At 51.1% G+C, this 17,978-nt stretch carries 13 protein-coding genes and 1 tRNA gene; 6 read left to right on the top strand and 8 right to left on the bottom strand.

Features of this window, described 5'->3' with window-relative positions; translation table 11 throughout:
- Positions 1 to 69: 69 nt before the first annotated feature.
- Positions 70 to 156: transfer RNA gene (locus tag ACYZZ0_RS06935), tRNA-Leu, on the bottom strand.
- Between the two features lie 88 nt (positions 157 to 244).
- Positions 245 to 2,086: a dihydroxy-acid dehydratase gene (gene ilvD / locus ACYZZ0_RS06930; protein ID WP_461535871.1), complete on the bottom strand. Its 1,842-nt coding sequence runs from the start codon at positions 2,084 to 2,086 to the stop codon at positions 245 to 247.
- A gap of 726 nt (positions 2,087 to 2,812) precedes the next feature.
- Here ilvD and ACYZZ0_RS06925 point away from each other — a divergent pair.
- The 4 genes from ACYZZ0_RS06925 to ACYZZ0_RS06910 all read left to right on the top strand — a co-directional run bounded on the left by ACYZZ0_RS06925 (position 2,813) and on the right by ACYZZ0_RS06910 (position 7,617).
- Positions 2,813 to 4,225 carry a COG3014 family protein gene (locus ACYZZ0_RS06925; protein ID WP_461535870.1) on the top strand — a complete coding sequence of 471 codons (1,413 nt, stop codon included), beginning with the start codon at positions 2,813 to 2,815 and terminating at the stop codon, positions 4,223 to 4,225.
- 14 nt (positions 4,226 to 4,239) lie between these two features.
- Positions 4,240 to 4,869, top strand: coding sequence for a penicillin-binding protein activator LpoB (gene lpoB, locus ACYZZ0_RS06920; protein ID WP_461535869.1), 630 nt, complete (start codon positions 4,240 to 4,242; stop codon positions 4,867 to 4,869).
- Between the two features lie 72 nt (positions 4,870 to 4,941).
- Positions 4,942 to 6,414, top strand: a complete 1,473-nt coding sequence (locus tag ACYZZ0_RS06915) for a DUF6844 domain-containing protein (protein ID WP_461535868.1) — start codon at positions 4,942 to 4,944, stop codon at positions 6,412 to 6,414.
- Positions 6,415 to 6,429: 15 nt separating this feature from the next.
- Positions 6,430 to 7,617 carry a hypothetical protein gene (locus ACYZZ0_RS06910; RefSeq protein ID WP_461535867.1) on the top strand — a complete coding sequence of 396 codons (1,188 nt, stop codon included), beginning with the start codon at positions 6,430 to 6,432 and terminating at the stop codon, positions 7,615 to 7,617.
- Between the two features lie 137 nt (positions 7,618 to 7,754).
- Here ACYZZ0_RS06910 and oppF read toward each other — a convergent pair whose 3' ends face one another.
- The 5 genes from oppF to ACYZZ0_RS06885 all read right to left on the bottom strand — a co-directional run bounded on the left by oppF (position 7,755) and on the right by ACYZZ0_RS06885 (position 13,516).
- A complete protein-coding gene (oppF, locus tag ACYZZ0_RS06905; RefSeq protein WP_461535866.1) occupies positions 7,755 to 8,762 on the bottom strand; it encodes a murein tripeptide/oligopeptide ABC transporter ATP binding protein OppF in 1,008 nt (335 codons plus the stop codon).
- Entirely contained in the window at positions 8,759 to 9,754 is a 996-nt protein-coding gene (gene oppD / locus ACYZZ0_RS06900; RefSeq protein ID WP_461535865.1) for an oligopeptide ABC transporter ATP-binding protein OppD, read from the bottom strand. Before oppD ends, oppF begins: the two co-directional genes overlap by 4 nt.
- Positions 9,755 to 9,766: 12 nt before the next feature.
- A complete protein-coding gene (gene oppC / locus ACYZZ0_RS06895) occupies positions 9,767 to 10,705 on the bottom strand; it encodes an oligopeptide ABC transporter permease OppC (protein WP_461535864.1) in 939 nt (312 codons plus the stop codon).
- A 3-nt stretch (positions 10,706 to 10,708) separates the two neighbouring features.
- Complete coding sequence (gene oppB, locus ACYZZ0_RS06890) at positions 10,709 to 11,635, bottom strand: oligopeptide ABC transporter permease OppB (protein WP_461535863.1); 927 nt, start codon at positions 11,633 to 11,635, stop codon at positions 10,709 to 10,711.
- Between the two features lie 243 nt (positions 11,636 to 11,878).
- Positions 11,879 to 13,516 (bottom strand): peptide ABC transporter substrate-binding protein, encoded by a 1,638-nt coding sequence (locus ACYZZ0_RS06885; RefSeq protein ID WP_461535862.1) that lies wholly within the window; start codon positions 13,514 to 13,516, stop codon positions 11,879 to 11,881.
- Between the two features lie 967 nt (positions 13,517 to 14,483).
- Between ACYZZ0_RS06885 and ACYZZ0_RS06880 the strand changes: the two genes are divergently transcribed.
- Positions 14,484 to 15,752, top strand: coding sequence for an OprD family outer membrane porin (locus ACYZZ0_RS06880; protein ID WP_461535861.1), 1,269 nt, complete (start codon positions 14,484 to 14,486; stop codon positions 15,750 to 15,752).
- Positions 15,753 to 15,851: 99 nt separating this feature from the next.
- Here the strand turns inward: ACYZZ0_RS06880 and ACYZZ0_RS06875 are convergent, their stop codons facing one another.
- Complete coding sequence (locus tag ACYZZ0_RS06875) at positions 15,852 to 16,517, bottom strand: outer membrane beta-barrel protein (protein ID WP_461535860.1); 666 nt, start codon at positions 16,515 to 16,517, stop codon at positions 15,852 to 15,854.
- Between the two features lie 366 nt (positions 16,518 to 16,883).
- Between ACYZZ0_RS06875 and queA the strand changes: the two genes are divergently transcribed.
- Positions 16,884 to 17,927 (top strand): tRNA preQ1(34) S-adenosylmethionine ribosyltransferase-isomerase QueA, encoded by a 1,044-nt coding sequence (queA, locus tag ACYZZ0_RS06870; RefSeq protein WP_461535859.1) that lies wholly within the window; start codon positions 16,884 to 16,886, stop codon positions 17,925 to 17,927.
- The last annotated feature ends 51 nt before the right edge of the window (positions 17,928 to 17,978 follow it).

Genomic DNA, 17,978 nt, shown 5'->3' with positions numbered 1-17,978 from the left:
GGGTAAAGCAAAACAGGCAGGCACAAAAAAGCCCGAAGTGGTGATTAACCCTTCAGGCTTGATTGTTTATGGTACCAGTGGTCGGACTCGAACCGACACGCCCGCAAAGGCAACGGATTTTGAATCCGTCATGTCTACCAATTCCATCACACTGGCATCATCTTGAGGCTCTGCGTGGCAGAGCCATTGCGCAGAAGCAGCGGCAGTATAACAAAAGAGCTGCGAGTTGCAACAAGCCGTAGCTTTAGTCCAGCAGGCTGGAATCCCGCACAGCTCCCTTGTCAGCACTGGTAACCATTTTGGCATAGGCTTTCAGCGCTACTGAAACCTGTCTAGGACGCTCGTTTTCCGGTCTCCATGCGGCCTTGCCGCGGGCGATCATGCGCTGGCGACGCCGGCTCAGTTCATCATCGGAAAGCTGCACTTCGATCTTGCGCTGGGGAATATTAATGGCAACCGGATCGCCATTTTCCACCAGACCGATATTGCCTCCGGCTGCAGCTTCCGGAGAAACATGGCCAATAGACAGGCCGGAGGTTCCGCCGGAGAAGCGGCCATCCGTCAGTAATGCACATGCCTTGCCCAGCCCTTTAGATTTGAGATAGCTGGTCGGATACAGCATTTCCTGCATGCCGGGGCCACCTCTTGGGCCTTCATAACGGACAATGACGACTTCGCCAGGCTGCACTTCATCATTAAGAATGGCTTTAACCGCATCATCCTGACTTTCACAGATGCGTGCAGGGCCTTCAAATATCAGATTGTCGTCGTCAACTCCGGAGGTTTTAACGACGCAGCCATCTTCTGCGAGATTTCCAAACAGTACAGCAAGGCCACCTTCGAGACTGAAAGCGTGTTCAATGCTGCGGATACAGCCGTTTTCACGATCCAGATCGAGATCAGGCCAGCGAGTTGCCTGGCTGAAGGCTTCAGTCGTACGAATACCGGCAGGTCCGGCACTGTACATGGTCTTTACTTCTTCAGAAGCTGTAACCCGGATATCCCACTGAGCAAGCGCTTCTTCCATAGAATCACTGTGAACTGTAGGAACATCGATATGCAGCAGGCCTGCCCGGGAGAGCTCTCCCAGAATGCCCATTACACCACCGGCGCGGTGTACGTCTTCCATATGATACTTCTGGGTATTGGGCGCGACTTTACAAAGCTGGGGCACTTTGCGGGATAGCCGATCGATATCCTTGAGGGAGAAGTCAATCTCACCTTCCTGGGCTGCTGCCAGCAAGTGCAGGATAGTGTTGGTTGAACCGCCCATGGCAATATCGAGGCTCATGGCATTTTCAAACGCACGGAAGCTGGCGACATTGCGAGGCAGAACCCTGTCGTCATTCTGTTCGTAATAACGCTTGGTAATTTCCACAATTCGCTGACCCGCGGTCAGAAACAGCTGCTTACGATCAGCATGAGTGGCCAGCAGGGAACCATTGCCGGGAAGAGACAGACCCAGTGCCTCAGTCAGGCAGTTCATGGAATTGGCGGTAAACATGCCGGAGCAGGAACCACAGGTCGGACATGCAGAACGTTCATATTCATCAACGGTCTCTTGATCGGCATCCGAAGCGGCAATCACCATGGCATCAACCAGATCAAGATTGTGCTTGGCCAGTTTGGTTTTACCGGCTTCCATCGGGCCACCGGAAACAAAAATCACCGGAATATTCAGCCGCATGGCGGCCATTAGCATGCCGGGAGTGATCTTGTCGCAGTTGGATATGCAGACCAGAGCATCCGCACAGTGGGCATTGACCATATATTCCACCGAGTCGGCAATAATATCCCGACTGGGCAGGGAATAGAGCATGCCATCATGTCCCATCGCGATGCCGTCGTCTACGGCAATGGTGTTGAACTCCTTGGCAACACCGCCATGTCTTTCAATTTCACGGCAGACCAGTTGTCCCATATCTTTCAGGTGAACATGGCCGGGAACAAACTGGGTAAAGGAGTTGGCGACAGCAATAATCGGTTTCTGAAAGTCCTCATCGGACATGCCGGTGGCGCGCCACAGTGCGCGGGCACCTGCCATATTGCGGCCATATGTCGATTTACGGGAGCGATATTCTGGCATAGGCGTTCTCAGCTACTTCTTATTATGGAGGGCGTTATCATTGTTTTGTGTTCAGATATGGTTGGCAACATATTCTGAGTATCAGGCAAGTCGGATAGTATCAGCCTGTTGGCCTAAAACCCAAACGTTCATTTTGTCGGTGCTCCCTGAACCATTACTGACGCTCTCTTCTATACTGCGTTTCGGGCAGTATCTTTGAACGTTACAGGCTCAGGAGTTTGAGGTGATGTGCCAGCATTGCAATAAAGAAACCCGGTTATACCGGCTTCATCGCAGTTTTATGGAGCGACACATCACCCGGCGTAATGAAAAAAAGTATCAGTGCTCGGAGTGTGGGCAGATATTTTTCTGGCCGGCGGATAGTAAACCTGAGCAGGGGTTTATAACCTGAGTTGTTGATCTTCCGGATAGTTCGGTTGTAATACCTGTAAGGTCAGGGTTGCTGCCAGACAACTATATATTCTTTTATCCAGCCTTGATTTATCTCACCCGTCACCTTTCGGAAAGCGTTATTATTTACGACTGTTGTTGCAGGATTTGAGTACATATAATAACAACCTGTTACACAACGAAATGACAAGGCTGTCTGATTTTTTCTTCTGTTTGCTCTGTTATTTGCAGGGCAAAGTATGCTCAATGTCGTTCGGATAAAAACCATTAGCTGACACAAGTATCAGCCAGCACAGTACGTTTGATAATTCCACACACAGGGACTTCAGAATTAACATGTTTAACACCAAACAGGCCGTTAGCCGGTTGCTGCCGGTATGTGTTGCCGTGTCTTTTATGACCGGTTGTACCACTGTCATGCAGAATCAAACCTACGGCGACTACGAGCAGAAAATTACCAGTGGCGAGCTTGATGCCGCTGTAGAAATGGCCATCAATGAAGCCGAAGTTGATGCCAAGACCGGAGAAGCAGAAGATCTGCTGTGGTCACTTGAGGCGGGAGCCCTGCTGCGAATGAAGAGCAGCTACAAGCAAAGCACCGCTTTCTTTGATGATGCCGAATTCCTGATGAAAGCTGAAGACACTGAAGATGTTGCCGGCAAGGCTGTTGATGGTATTGGCAGCATGCTGCTGAATGATACTGCGGCAGACTACGAGCAGGCTCATTACGACGGCATTATGGCCAACAGCTACAAGGCGCTGAACTTTATGTTCGAGGGTGATGTTGCCAATGCCCGGGTTGAGTGGAACCGGGTGGATGACCGTCAGCGCCGTGCAGCAAATGACTTTGCAGACAAGATTGCAAAGCAGAAAGAAGAACTGCAAAAAGAAGCAGAAGACAAGAACAAAGCGGAGCAAACTCAGAAAAGTGTGAGTGAAGCGGAAAAAATCATGGCTTCACAAGGCGTCGACTTCTCTGAGTGGAAAGCCTATGAGGATTATGTCAATCCGTTCAGCACTTACATGCACGGTCTGTTTTTCATGCTGAATGCCCAGGGCCGTAGTGATTTTGGCAAGGCATATGAGAGCTTCCAGCGTGCCGCGGCCATGACCGGTAACAAGATAGCTAAGGCTGATCTGGCTTTGGCGGACTCCCTGCGCAAAGGTCGCAAGTCTATCAAGAAAGTGAAGCCTACTGTCTGGGTTGTATTTGAAAATGGTCTGGGGCCCAAGCGCGAAGAGTTCCGGATTGACCTGCCGGTGTTCCTGCTCAGTAATAATGTGAAATATACCGGTATCGCCTTGCCGAAACTGGTTGAGCGTGATCAGGCCTATCCGGCACTGAATGTGGCCGGTACTTCTACCGAAGTCCTGTCCGAAATGGATCGGGTGGTAAAAGCCGAGTTCAAGGCCGAATTCCCTTACATCCTGAGCCGTGAAGTAGCCCGTGCAGTAGTGAAAACCATTGCCCAGAAACAGCTGAATGACCAGAGCCAGGTGGCTGGTATTCTCGGTGCCGTAGCCCAGATGGCGACAACCGGAGCCGACCTGAGAATGTGGAACAGCCTGCCGAAAGACTTCCAGCTGGCCCGCATCAGCAAGCCGAAAGACGGCAAGCTGACCATTACTGCTGAAGGTATGGTTGCTCCATTGACTGTAGAACTTGACCCCAAGGCTCAATTCAGTGTCGTATATGTCCGCGCCGTAAGCCCCCAGGCTGCTCCGGCTGTAGACGTTCTTGATATCTGACAGGAAGCCGAACAATGAAACTTAAAACTGCTGCAGGGATTGCCCTGAGCGCGCTGGTCCTGACCGGCTGTGCAACCAATAAAACCTATTACGTAGACCAGGCAACAGGTCAGACCACCAGTCAGGAAACAGTTGCCGGCCTGAACTACCGCGATTTTGCCAATGCGGCCAACGAGATGGTGCAAACCATGCTCACAAACCCGCGTTTGCAGCACCCCAATGCGGATAAGGGTGCCGTTTATATTGTTGCTGTTTCTGACATCATAAACGACACCACTCAGCGTATTGATACGGACCAGCTGGCTAAAAAGATCCGCATCGATCTGCTGAATTCCGGCCGCTTTATGACGACCACCGCTGTAGGTCTGCATGGTGCTGAAGATCAACTCACCGAAAAGGTTCGTCAGCTGAAAAACTCCAGCCTGATCAACCAGAAAACAGTTAAAGGCAATAACAAGGTTATTGCCCCGGACTTCAGTCTGAGTGGCAAGATTATCCAGCGTAACTTCCAGATCTCTGGCAGCAAGCAGGAAATCAACTACTACCTGCAGCTGACCATGACCAACCTGGAAAATGGTCTGGCCTACTGGGAAGGTGAAGTGCCGATCGTTAAAAAGGGTGATGGCCGTTCTGTCAGCTGGTAAGACAGATCCGGTTTGATATCTGTTCCGGGGCAGGGCAATCCTGCTCCGGGATTTTTATTTTTTGGGGGTTTCATGAATTTTCGTCAGAAGGCTGTCGTCGCAGCCGTGTCTCTTGCCTTGTCTTCTCTATTTATTCATACATCAGCCAGTGCCAATCAGTCGCCGGTAGCGCAGGATGCTACGGTCGCGATGGCCAGTCAGCCACAACCGGCTGAATACAAAGGCCCTGATGTTACCGATAACCCGCAGCCAGCCCAGACCAAGGAGGAAGTTGTATCTTCCGCCAAGGCCAAGGTGCAGGATGCAATGGCTGACGTTGATCGCCGGGCAGGAGAGGCAGTACGCCAGCAGCGGAAAAAACTGCGGGAAAAAGGCAAGAAAGATGTACGTGTGATGTACGGCACAGCGCTGGTAAATGCCAAGTCAGCTGATCCTGACTGGGGTGATCGCCGGGTTATTGCCTATCAGCGGGCAGTGGTTTCAGCCCGGGAAAAGCTGCTGAAGCAACTGTACGGCGAGGTGACAACCCGAACCCTGCGGGAGAACTTCAGAACCAATCAGCTGCCGGAATTTACTCCGGAAGAAATCCAGACCCAGAAAGGGCTGGACGCGGCACTGGGTGTTGTTGTTGCAATCGCTGATACCGCAGTAGGTGGTCGCCTCGAAGAAATGGGCATTGACAGCAAAGCCTATGAGGCGGCAACTCCCACCAAACGTAAAGTCATGATGAAAAAGGCATTCAGCAAGATGACTCAAAGGGAATCCCGTGGTGAGCTGAGTGGCGCCATTGTTACCCGTACCTTTGAAACCACTGATGCCAATGGTAATACCGCTGTTGGTGTAGTGCTGACAACGTCCAACAAACTGAAAAACACGCTGGAAAACTTCAGGGTCAGCAAGGGTCGAATTGCTCCCAACCCGAAGCGCGCCAAAATCAGCATTGATGACTTCCTGGAGCAGAACTACAGCAACCTGATGTACCAGCATGGCATTACCCTGATGTACGACGAAGAAGGGTATCCGGTACTGATCTCTTATGCCCAGGCAGGCAATGAGTGTAATCCGGTTGATTATGAAGAGTGTGTTGATAACCGGGAGTTCTCGTTTATCGAAGCGGAAAACGACGCTTACGCCAACTTTGCCGAGGTGTACAACCTGCAGGGCGTACTGACTGCTGAAAGCCGCAAGGGTGAAGAGAAGATCAAGGATGCCACCCTGACCCGCACAGAGTCCGGTGACCAGACGATTGAAGGCACGACTTCACGACTGCTGAAAGAAGTCAGCGAAATGTCTGAAATGAACTCTGCGGTGAAAGATCTGGTAGGTATCGAGGAAGTCAAACGCTGGACTGAAAAGCATCCGGTAACTGGCAAGGAAATCAACGGTATCGTGCTGGCCTGGCATCCTAAAAATGAAGCCTCCATTCGCAGCTTCAAATCCAATAAACCACAGCCGAAGCCTCAACCGGCAGTTAAAGCTCCGCAGACTCAGAGCCAGTCTGGTCAGGGGCAAGGTATTGATACCTTTGATGATGCAGACTTTTAAATCAGGAGTGCAGGCATGAGATGGTTTACAACCTTGCTGTCTGTACTGGTTTTGCTTCCCTCCCTGGCTTCTGCCGGGGAGGTGGAAGTAACAGCCAAAGGGACAGGATTATCCGAAGAGTTTGCGATTGAGCAGGCTCTGGTTCAGGCCGTACGACAGGTTAATGGTGTTGATATCAGCAGCACTCAGGCATCTGAACAAAGCCGGCTGAGAGTTAATGGCGAAGGACTCAGTACAGAACGGGTAGAACGTGATGTACTACTGAAAGCCAAAGGTCAGATTGCAGGTTATGACGTTATCAGCAACCGCTGTAACAATGGCAACTGCACCGCTGAACTGAAGGTGCGAGTCTACAGCTACAAGGCTCCCGGTCTGGCAACTGACAAGCGTCGCCGTATAGCGGTGCTGCCTTTTACCGGCGGAAAACAGTTCCGCAAGATGGTTACTCGTGAAGTACAGGATCAGCTGGTGCAAAGCCGCCGTTTTGCTGTGCTGGATCGTGAACAGGAGCGGGCATATAAGGCTGAAAAATCCCTGTGGCTGAGTGATGATGCGGCTATTTCTGAAAAAGCACGCTTGGGCAAGGTGCTGGGGCTGGATTACATTCTGGTTGGTAATATCGTCCGTGCCGGTGTGAATCGCTGGACCACCAAGGTTGAGTTGACCGGGGAAAAGAAAAGCCATGTCCGTACAGCAGCTACCGTACGTTACCAGATCATTGCTGTGGCAACCCGACAGGTGAAGTGGTCAGACACCGTATCGGTAACGCTGAATAATGTTGGCAGTCTGAACCGTGCCGCATCCGCTATCGGCAAGAAAATTGCCGGTGAAGCGCTGGGGAATATTTATCCGCTGCGTGTCGTCAGCCTGAATGGTGGCCAAATCATACTGAATCAGGGCGGGAAAACCATCAGACAGGGCAGCTACTACAATGTCTACTCTCTGGGTGAAGTGATTAAGGATCCCTACACCAATGAGTCTCTCGGTCGGACTGAAACCCGTGTTGCCACTGTTAAAGTAACCCGTGTAGAGGCCAAGATGGCTTATGCCAAAGTGGTTGATGGTAAAGCAGGTGATATCAAGCAGGGCTTTATTGTACGGCCCGGAAAAGCGGTTGCCCGTCCGGCAAAGAAAAAGACCGGAACATCGACATCCAAAGAGTCTGATGTTGAAGTGCCAGCTGCGGGTGGTGTGATTCTTTAACTATTGATGTGATTGTTAGCTGAAAAAAATCTGCCTCTCCCCTGAAAAGCCGGGCGATCAAGTCCGATTATATAAGCTTTTCAGGGGAGAGGCAGAATTCGTTTAGCTGTCAGGTCTAGCGATACAGCAAGCAGCTCTTAACTTTTAGGGCAGGAGGCAAAGTGCTCATTGCCCAGATCGCGCAGGCTCGGACGATCTTTTGCACAGTCATCATCGGCCTTCGGGCAGCGGGTGCGGAATACGCAACCACTTGGTGGACTGATAGGTGACGGCAGTTCGCCTTCCAGCAACTGAACCTCTTTGTTGCGCTCCAGGTCCGGATCCGGGATCGGTACGGCAGACAACAATGCCTGAGTATACGGGTGGCGCGGATCAGCATAGAGGGAGTCGGATGTTGCCGCTTCAACCTCATTACCGAGATACATTACCAGTACACGGTCACTGATATGTTTGACCACGCTCAAGTCGTGGGCAATAAAGATCAGTGACAGACCCATTTCTTTCTGCAGTTCTTTCAGCAGGTTTACGACCTGAGCCTGAATAGATACGTCCAGCGCACTCACCGGCTCGTCACAGATAATCATCTTGGGTTTCAGAATCAACGCCCGGGCAATACCGATACGCTGACACTGACCGCCGGAAAACTCGTGCGGGTAACGGTTGATAACGTTCGGCAGCAGACCTACCTTGGCCATCATTTCCCGTACCTTATCCTGAACTTCCTCTTTAGGGGTTTCCGGATAGTAGTTGCGCAGCGGTTCGGCGATGATGTCGCCGATGGTCATCCGCGGGTTCAGGGATGCCAGCGGATCCTGGAAGATCATCTGGATATCCTTGCGGACTTCCTTCATGGCCGCATCCGACAGGCCGGCGATATTTTCACCTTCCCAGTCAACACGGCCACTGCGGGTCTTGACCAGACCTATGATGGCACGGGCCAGAGTGGACTTGCCGCAGCCGGACTCACCTACAACACCAAGCGTTTCACCCGGATAGAGGTCAAAACTGACACCGTCGACCGCCTTCAGCAGTGGTGCTTTATCCCATGGCCATTTTTTGGCCTTTTCAATCGGGAAGTGAACCTTTATGTCACGAACCTTGAGAATCGGCTCGACAGTATCGATTGCGATTGCTGCTTCGCTCATGCCGCGTTCTCCTCGTTCTTGATCGGGCGGGTACTGTCTGGGGTCCAGAAACAAGCCTTCTTGCGTCCACCATCAAAGATTTCCAGCGGTGGCATGGCTTGTCTGCAGCGATCGGATACAACGCCACAACGATCCTGGAACGGGCAGCCTGTCGGCAGGCTCAGCAGGTTCGGCGGATTACCCGGGATGGTCGGCAGTACTTCGCCTTCGGTATCCATACGCGGAATCGCTTCCAGCAGGCCGCGGGAGTACGGGTGGCGTGGATCGTAGAATACGTTGTCAGTGGTGCCGTATTCCATGGTCTGACCGGCGTACATTACCATTACGTTGTCGCAGATACCGGCAACTACACCCAGGTCGTGGGTGATCATGATGATTGCCGTATTGAAGTCATGCTTCAGTTCGTTCAGCAGTTCCATGATCTGGGCCTGAACGGTTACGTCCAGTGCTGTTGTCGGTTCGTCGGCAATCAGCAGCTTTGGACGACACAGCAGTGCCATTGCGATCATAACCCGCTGTCGCATACCGCCGGAGAACTCGTGCGGGTACATGCTCATTCGCTTGCGAGCTTCAGGAATTTTTACCGCATCCAGCATCCGTACGGATTCTTCAAAGGCTTCCTGCTTGCTCATGCCCTTGTGCAGCTGCAGTACTTCCATCAGCTGCGGGCCGACCTTCATGTAAGGGTTGAGCGAGGTCATCGGGTCCTGGAAGATCATTGAGATCTGTTCAGCCCGGATCTTGTTCAGTTCGGTTTCCGGCAGGTTAAGAATCTCGCGGCCTTCAAATTTGGCGGAGCCTTCAACAATACCGTTCTTGGCCAGCAGCCCCATCAGGGCAAAAGCGGTCTGGCTTTTACCGGAGCCGGACTCACCTACAATACCGAGGGTTTCACCCGGATTAAGGGAAAAGGTTACATCATTTACAGCGGTAACTTCGCCGTCCGGTGTCGTGAATCGAACGCGGAGATTGTTTACATCCAGCAGTGTCATTGAAACCTCCGGTTAGCGATCTTTCGGGTCGAGGGCGTCACGCAGGCCATCGCCGATAAAGTTAAAACAGAACAGAGTGACAACCAGGAATGCGGTCGGGAAGGCCAGCTGCCAGATAGCAACTTCCATAGACATGGCACCTTCGTTTACCAGTGCGCCCCAGCTGGTCATCGGCTCCTGTACGCCCAGACCCAGGAAGCTGAGGAAAGATTCAAACAGAATCATGCCCGGAACCAGCAGGGAGGCGTAGACCACCACGATACCCAGCAGGTTGGGGATCAGGTGGCGGAAAATAATCTGACGGCTGTTGGCGCCGCTGATAATCGCTGCTTCAACGAATTCCTTGCTCTTCAGGCTCAGGGTCTGGCCCCGAACAATACGCGCCATATCGAGCCAGGATACTGCACCGATAGCCACGAAGATCAGCAGAATGGAACGCCCGAAGAAGGTGATCAGCAGGATAACCAGGAACATGAACGGAAAGGACTGCAGAATTTCCAGTGCCCGCATCATCAGGTTATCGACCCGGCCACCGAGGAAGCCGGCCATGGAGCCGTAAACAGTACCGATGATAACCGCTACCAGCGCACCCATGGCGCCTACCAGAAAGGAGATACGTCCACCTTCAAGGGTACGGACAAACAGGTCACGTCCCAGGCTGTCGGTGCCGAAGAAATGCCCGGTTTCAAAGGACGGTGCTGCAGCCATGTTGGCCCAGTCAATTTCATCAAAGGTGTACTGGCTCAGCATCGGGCCGAACAGTACCATCAACAGCACAGCAAACAGAATGGCCAGACTGGCTACCGCGGCTTTGTTGTGCAGGAAACGGCGACGGGCATCGTCCCACAGACTGCGTCCCTGAATTTCGAGTTCACTGGAGAATTTTTCTACAGCGTCAATGCTGTCTTTTTTAACCATTGTGTTGGATTTTATTGCAATAGATCCAGCCATGACTTATTTCCCTACCCGGATTTTCGGATCGATCAAGCCGTAGAGAATATCGACGATCGCTGTAAACAGAATGGTCAGGGCACCGATGATAATGGTCAGGCCGAGTACCAGAGAGTAGTCACGGTTCAGGGCGCCGTTAACAAAGTGCTGTCCCATGCCGGGCAGGCCAAATACGGTTTCGATAACAACCGAACCTGTGATGATACCTACAAAGGCCGGGCCGAGGTAGGAGATAACAGGCAGCAGCGCCGGCTTCAGGGCATGACGCAGAATAATCACCCGCTGTGGCAGACCCTTGGCCTTGGCCGTACGGATGAAGTTACTGTTCAGCGTCTCGATCATGCTGGAGCGCATGATACGGGCAACGGAAGCCATATACAGAATTGCCATGGCAGATACCGGCAGAATCATATTGGCCCAGTTACCGTCATTCCAGCCACCGGCAGGCAGCCATTGCAGGGTAACGGCAAAGATCAGCACCATCAACGGAGCAATCACGAAGGAAGGCAGCACGATACCGATCATGGAGAAGGTCATGACTGTGTAGTCTACCCAGGAGTTCTGCTTGAGTGCCGCCAGGGTACCCAGTGTGACACCGGTGATTACAGTGAAAATAAAGGCAACACTACCAATGGTCAGGGATACCGGCAGGCTTTGAGCTACCAGTTCATTAACGGTGTAGTCCTTGTACTTGAATGAAGGACCCAGGTCGCCCTGCATCAGGTCGCCAAGGTAATACATGAACTGTTGCCATAATGGCTTGTCCAGGTGGTATTTGGCCTGCAGGTTGGCCAGGATTTCCGGTGGCAGGTTAAAGTCCCCGGTAAACGGACTGCCGGGTGCCATCTGCATCAGGAAGAATGACAATAAAATAAGAATAAACAGCGTCGGAATGGCAACTGCCAGACGCTTTATCGTAAATGCAAACATAGGTACCGTCTGATGAATTCCTTCGCGGTTAATACAAACCTGAAGCTTGAACCAGTGAAGCGGTGAGGAGAGGGGGATTGCCTCTAACCCGGTGACGGGCCCCTGGGGGGGAAGGCAAACAGCCATGAACCAATAATTTCATTTAATTAACAGTTACATGGCTGATGTGAGCAGGATTCCCGTTCAGGGATTCCATTCCCGGGGGAATGAAACCCCTTCACTCTTTGCGCTGACTGGTCAGGCTTACTGCTTTATATACAGGTCTCGGGTGAACACATTGTCTTCAACGTTGTTCAGCGGATAACCGCCAACGTGGTTTTTAACCAGACGGCTGGTGACGTACTGGTAAACCGGAGCGATCGGCATATCTTCTGCCAGGATCTCTTCCGCTTCGGCGTACAGCTTGGCACGCTCTTCGTCACTGGTTACCACCCGGGACTTGGCCATCAGCTGGTCATAGCGCTTGCTGGAGTATTTGCCGTCGTTGTTACCGTGAGTCGTGGTGTTCAGGTCCAGCATAGTGGAAGGTTCATTGTAGTCACCAATCCAGCCGGCACGGGCTACCTGGAACTTGCCTTCGTCACGACTGTCGAGGAAAGTCTTCCATTCCTGGTTTTCCAGAGTGACCTGAACGCCCAGCGGCTTCCACATCTGGGAAATAGCAATTGCTACTTTCTTGTGTGATTCGCTGGTGTTGTACAGCAGGTTCAGCTTGAGCGGGTTGCTCTTGTCGAAGCCGGCAGCCTTCATCAGATCACGAGCCTTTTGGTCACGTTCTTTCTGGCTCAGCTTGCTGTACTCGGTAGCAGGCGGAGTAAAGCCGGCTACAGCTTGAGGGGTAAAGGTGTAGGCCGGGATCTGACCCTGCTTCAGGATGTAATCGGTAATCGCGCTACGGTTGATAGCGTAGGACAGCGCCTGACGGATGCGAACATCGTCAAACGGCTTTTCCTGCAGGTTGAACGCGTAGTAGTAGGTACCCAGCTGAGGGGTGGTTTTGATCTGCTCCGGAATCTGCTTCTTGAGCGACTTGTAGTGCTCCAGTGGGATTTCGTTGGTCATGTCCAGCTCGCCAGCCTTGTAACGGCTCAGCTCGGCGGTCTGGGAGGTGATTGGCAGATAGGTCACCTTGTCGATAACGGTTTCTTTATCGTTCCAGTAGTTGGCGTTGCGCTCCAGAACCAGTTTCTCGTTAACAACCCAATCCTTCAGAGTGAAGGCACCGTTGGTTACGATGTTTTCCGGACGGGTCCAGTCGTCGCCGAATTTTTTAACGACGGCTTCAGGTACCGGGAACATGGTCTGGTGTGCCAGCATTTTAACAAAGTAGGGAACCGGCTTTTCCAGGGTTACCTGGAAGGTTTTGTCGTCCAGTGCCTTAACGCCCAGGGTTTCCGGCTTCATTTTGCCGTTAACAATATCGGTAGCGTTGATGATGGTCGGGATTTCCATGTACCAGGCATAGCGGGAAGCCAGTGCCGGATCAACTGCACGACGGAAGGCGAATACGAAGTCGCTGGCTTTTACCGGCTCGCCGTTGGACCACTTGGCGTTGTCGCGGATCTTGAAGGTAAAGACTTTGTTGTCGTCGGAAACTGTCCAGCTTTCAGCCTGGCCCGGAATCACATTACCATCAGCGTCCTGGGTAATCAGGCCTTCAAACAGGTCCTTGGTTACAGTAGAACCCGGAGTACCTTCTACTTTCTGAGGGTCGAGAGAAGCCGGTTCGGCACCATTGCCCCGTACAAGCTCCTGCACAGAAGCCAGTTTGGTGCCTTCAGGCACGATGGCTGCAGATGCAGTGGTAGAAATGATAGCTGAGGTAGCAATAGCCAGAAGTGACATGCTGGCAATCGGCAGAGCCTTGAATGGCTTCTTCATATAAATCCCCTAATCAACAGTCTTTTATGGTCCGGAGTACTGCTATTGAATGCAGCAAACCCTTCAATAAGATTTATTCTGAAACTCGGTCATTGTGTGTGTTGGTTACAGGTGACGCGGAATGAACTTCTTAAAATAAACCCATGGATCAAACACTTACGATATTTCGATAACCCGCAATCTATCCGGAACGAAAGGGGCAAATCAAGCGCTTTTTATTGCACATCTGTGCCCAGTTAGTGTTTTTCAGGGCTGTTTTGAAAGCGAAATTTTATGGCTGTGCAGGGGATTTTCATGATGAGGCTTTACTTGACCTGAAGCAATAAAATCGGGCTTGGGCTAGTAACGACGCTATTTTCTGTAAAATCGTTTGTAAAGAGTTGGTATTTGGGTGTCAGAAAAAAACGTTGCAATACCCGTGCCTGCAGAGACTTTTTTCTGTCGTCTAATTTGTTTCAAACAAAATGATAACTTTTTGATTTACATCAATTTTGGTATTGACGTTTACGGCTATTTATATGCCCCAAATATGAAATATGGCAAGCAAGGGAATAGTTATTCTTATATAGGTGCTTTTTAGTCGAGTTTGGAAGCGATTTGATGTGCTGGAGCTCATAAGGCAATGGCTGAATATTTGCTTTTGGATTTCTACGTATAGAACAGGTTTGAATGGCCGCAGGCGGGGGATAGCTGTATTTCCAACAGTTTCTCTGTTGCAAGTTCTGTGCATTTGGCGACAAAAAGCGATTATTTTTGGCAAGTATTAAAGATGCAGATTTTTTTATTGCTTTTTAACGATGGCTATTGAAGAATGACTAACCTGCGGTATGTATAAGGCATGAACAGCCTGAGGGGCTCACCCGGAAAGGGTGTGCAGACTGTTTGTGTAAAATGGATGTGCTTATCAATCGCCGTATATCTCCAGAATTCGACACATAAGAACAACACCCATAAGGAGTTGGCACGCATGAAATTGCTGTCCAAAAGTGCCCTGAGCGTAGCCATTGTTGCTGCCATGGCTGCATCTGCGACCCAGGCTGAGTCTGTTACCATCGATCCAAGCCTGACCCTGACCTACAAGAACTACTACTGGAAAGAAGACAACAAGACCAAGACCACTTCCGAGCGTGATGAATGGGTACACGCTCTGGTGGCTGACTTCGATACCGGTTATGTCAATGACATGGTTGGTGCAGTAGTGACTGTTGGCGCAGCTGATAGCATCGATACACTCGATACTTCTAAAGGCTCAACACCACGTAACATTACCAACCTGGCAACCGGTGACGATGGTAAGGCTAATGGTATTGCCGGTGTTCAGCAGGCATACCTGAAAGCCAAGTACAAGGTCGGTGAAGTTGCCCTGAAAGGCACCTACGGTGTCAAGAAGCGTGGTTATGAGCTGTACTCTGACTCCGGTTCCCGTATTCTGGCAGCCAGCACTACCGGTCTGGATCTGAGTGCCAGCGGATATGGTTTCACCGTTTACGGTGCCCAGATTGACGGTCACAGCGAGCGTAACCAGTCTACCCTGAATGCTGATCTGACCAACAAAGCTGGCAAGAAAATCGACAAGCTGCAGATTTTTGGTGCTAACTACAATGTTGCCGGTGTTGGCCTGACTGCAGAATTTGCCAAGTCTACTGATTACCTGAAGAAGTCTTTCTTCAAGGCTGACTACAGCGTCAAGATCGACGACAACATGTCTGTTGATCTGGATGGCCGTTACAGCAAAGCTGAAGAAGATGGCAGCCTGTACGCTACCAAGGGCTTCGAATCAAGCTTCATTAACCTGAATGCCACCCTGAACTACGGTCCGGCATTTGTAGGTCTGGGTTATAACAAGACCAAAGATGGTGACTACGATAACGGCTTCTTCAACAACGACTACGGCAAGATGAACTCTAGCCTGGCTGGTTGGGAAGACTTCTCTCTGGAAGACGAAAAAGCATACATCGTTAACGCTGGTTACGACTTTGCTGACATGCTGCCAGGCCTGAAGTGGGACCTGTGGTATGCCAAGGGTAAAGACGCTAAAAACGTTAAAGACTTCAAGCGTCGTGAAATCGGCAGCTATGCTTCTTACGCTTTCGACGGTCAGCTGAAAGGTCTGTCTCTGTCCTGGCTGCACATCAACTACCGTGCAGAAGGTACCCGTAACGGTGCGGCTGTAGGTGGCCTGTATGACCGTAACGTGAACCGCTTCTACCTGAAGTACAGCGTTTCTGTATTCTAAGATCTGTCTGAATACAATCTGAGTCTGTTATATCAAACCCGAAGCGCCGGCAATTTTGCCGGCGCTTTTTTATTTGGGAAATGAATTGTTTGGAGCTTATTAATAGTAGAAGCGTACCCCTACGTTAAGTGAGCCGAAGCGTTCACGGTTGGGACCTTTGGGGCTGAAGCTGTAGCCAACTTCAACACCAAGGTTTTCAGTAATCGGGGTATTACCGCCAATAGAGAAGTAATTGGCTTTGTTGATGCGGGAGTAGAGCAGGTCCAGATCACCCCAGTTACCCAGATCAAATTTTAAACCGGTCTCACCGTAAAACCCGGTTTTGTTGGTATCAGTTTTGGTAACTGTCTGCTTGCTGTTGCCCTTGATAGTGCCGGTGGCGGTGTATTTGTCAGTACTGCGTGCGATACCAAAACCGGCTCTCAGGTCAATGCCGTCTGTCACGGGAAAAATAACACCGGCCAGAGCGCCAATGTTCGTTGTGTTGCCATCAAGCTTGTAGCGCGTGATACCGACACTCTTGCTTTGGTCAATTGTTCTACGAGAGAAGACGCCTTTAACATAAACACCTTCAAAAGGTGAGTATTGCAGCTGGGCATTAAAACCCTTGCCGGAAAAATCCGGTTTATGGTTACCGGTTTTGAATTCAGTTTTATCAAAGGCTGCACCGAGCTGCAGATAGTTGTAATTGAAATTGTCGGCAAAGCTTGCTGCAGAGAAGAGAGTTGATGAGGCAGCGACCAATACTGCAGGCAGTAACTTCATTCGTGGTTATCCTATAACTTGTGTGGGTGAATGACAGGAGAATCAAGGTGCAGCCTTTATATGCGGGGCAATGAGTGCCTTGTTGGGCTGCAAGAGTGGCTGCAAGAGCGGCTGCAGATTATCACTGTGCCGATTGTCACAAGTGTCCATTTTTGCGGACGTCAGTACTTAAGAGCCTGTTCTCAACATTTTCTCTATCCACGAAAGATGATGAACAGGCTCTAAGAGCTAAATGAAGCAGGTTAAGGCTGTGATCTGCGTTGCAGAAATCCATGCCTGAAAACGGGGAAAGTATTACTACTACTGACCTGAGGCCCGTTATTGGGTATCCTTCCCGCCTTTTTGAATAACCAGAGCAGAACCCGAATGCGCGTCAGTGATTTCCATTTCGACCTTCCCGATGAGCTGATTGCCCGCTACCCGATGCCGGAGCGGACAGCCAGTCGCCTGCTGGTAGTCAATGGCGACGCTGAACCAGCTCATGGCACCTTTAAAGACCTGCTGGATTTCCTTCAGCCTGATGACCTGTTGGTACTGAACAATACCCGGGTTATCCCGGCACGAATGCACGGTCGTAAAGCTTCCGGAGGCAAGATTGAGGTTCTGGTGGAGCGAGTGCTTGATGAGCAGCATGTGCTAGCGCATGTGCGTTCCAGCAAGTCTCCAAAACCGGGTGCTCAGCTGATTCTTGAAGATGAAGTGCAGGCGGAAATGGTTGAGCGTCAGGATGCGCTGTTCAAGTTGAAGTTCCTCGGTGAGGAAACAGTTCTGCAGGCGCTGGATCGTCTGGGCCATATGCCACTGCCTCCTTATATTGACCGTGCCGATGATATGGGCGATCGCGAGCGTTATCAGACGGTGTTTGCCGAGCGTAAAGGTGCGGTTGCTGCACCGACTGCAGGTCTTCACTTTGATGATGAATTGCTGCAGGCGCTGGAAGAAAAAGGGGTTCGCAAGACCTTTGTGACCTTGCATGTTGGCGCAGGCACCTTCCAGCCGGTCCGGGTTGATCGGATTGAAGATCATCATATGCATTCGGAATATCTGGAAGTTTCCGAAGAAGCCTGTCAGGCCATTGCTGAAACCCGTGCCCGTGGTGGTCGAGTGGTGGCCGTCGGTACCACTGCCGTGCGTAGCCTGGAAACCGCCAGCCAGAGTGGGGAGCTGAAGCCCTACAGCGGTGAAACCGACATCTTTATTTTCCCCGGTTATGAATTCAAGACGGTGGATGTTCTGGTGACCAACTTCCACCTGCCGGAATCTACCCTGTTGATGCTGGTATCAGCATTTGCCGGGTACGACGAAATGATGAATGCCTACCGGGTTGCGGTAGAGCAGAAGTATCGCTTTTTCAGTTACGGGGACGCGATGTTGCTAACCCGCAAGCAGCCTGAAGTGGATTCGAAGTAAGCAGGCGTAAAGCTGCTACTGAAAAGCGTTTGAATTATTGAAGGAATATGG

This window comes from Spongorhabdus nitratireducens (assembly GCA_947387575.1).
In the GTDB taxonomy this organism is placed as follows: domain Bacteria; phylum Pseudomonadota; class Gammaproteobacteria; order Pseudomonadales; family Endozoicomonadaceae; genus CANDOC01.
Note: the sequence above shows the minus strand (reverse complement) of the source record. Positions and strands in the feature narration are given on the sequence as shown.

Excerpts from the sequence above, each read along its gene's own strand:
- ilvD (WP_461535871.1), bottom strand. The coding sequence starts at position 2,086 with ATGCCAGAATATCGCTCCCGTAAATCGACATATGGCCGCAATATGGCA.
- ACYZZ0_RS06925 (WP_461535870.1), top strand. The coding sequence starts at position 2,813 with ATGTTTAACACCAAACAGGCCGTTAGCCGGTTGCTGCCGGTATGTGTT.
- lpoB (WP_461535869.1), top strand. The coding sequence starts at position 4,240 with ATGAAACTTAAAACTGCTGCAGGGATTGCCCTGAGCGCGCTGGTCCTG.
- ACYZZ0_RS06915 (WP_461535868.1), top strand. The coding sequence starts at position 4,942 with ATGAATTTTCGTCAGAAGGCTGTCGTCGCAGCCGTGTCTCTTGCCTTG.
- ACYZZ0_RS06910 (WP_461535867.1), top strand. The coding sequence starts at position 6,430 with ATGAGATGGTTTACAACCTTGCTGTCTGTACTGGTTTTGCTTCCCTCC.
- oppF (WP_461535866.1), bottom strand. The coding sequence starts at position 8,762 with ATGAGCGAAGCAGCAATCGCAATCGATACTGTCGAGCCGATTCTCAAG.
- oppD (WP_461535865.1), bottom strand. The coding sequence starts at position 9,754 with ATGACACTGCTGGATGTAAACAATCTCCGCGTTCGATTCACGACACCG.
- oppC (WP_461535864.1), bottom strand. The coding sequence starts at position 10,705 with ATGGCTGGATCTATTGCAATAAAATCCAACACAATGGTTAAAAAAGAC.
- oppB (WP_461535863.1), bottom strand. The coding sequence starts at position 11,635 with ATGTTTGCATTTACGATAAAGCGTCTGGCAGTTGCCATTCCGACGCTG.
- ACYZZ0_RS06885 (WP_461535862.1), bottom strand. The coding sequence starts at position 13,516 with ATGAAGAAGCCATTCAAGGCTCTGCCGATTGCCAGCATGTCACTTCTG.
- ACYZZ0_RS06880 (WP_461535861.1), top strand. The coding sequence starts at position 14,484 with ATGAAATTGCTGTCCAAAAGTGCCCTGAGCGTAGCCATTGTTGCTGCC.
- ACYZZ0_RS06875 (WP_461535860.1), bottom strand. The coding sequence starts at position 16,517 with ATGAAGTTACTGCCTGCAGTATTGGTCGCTGCCTCATCAACTCTCTTC.
- queA (WP_461535859.1), top strand. The coding sequence starts at position 16,884 with ATGCGCGTCAGTGATTTCCATTTCGACCTTCCCGATGAGCTGATTGCC.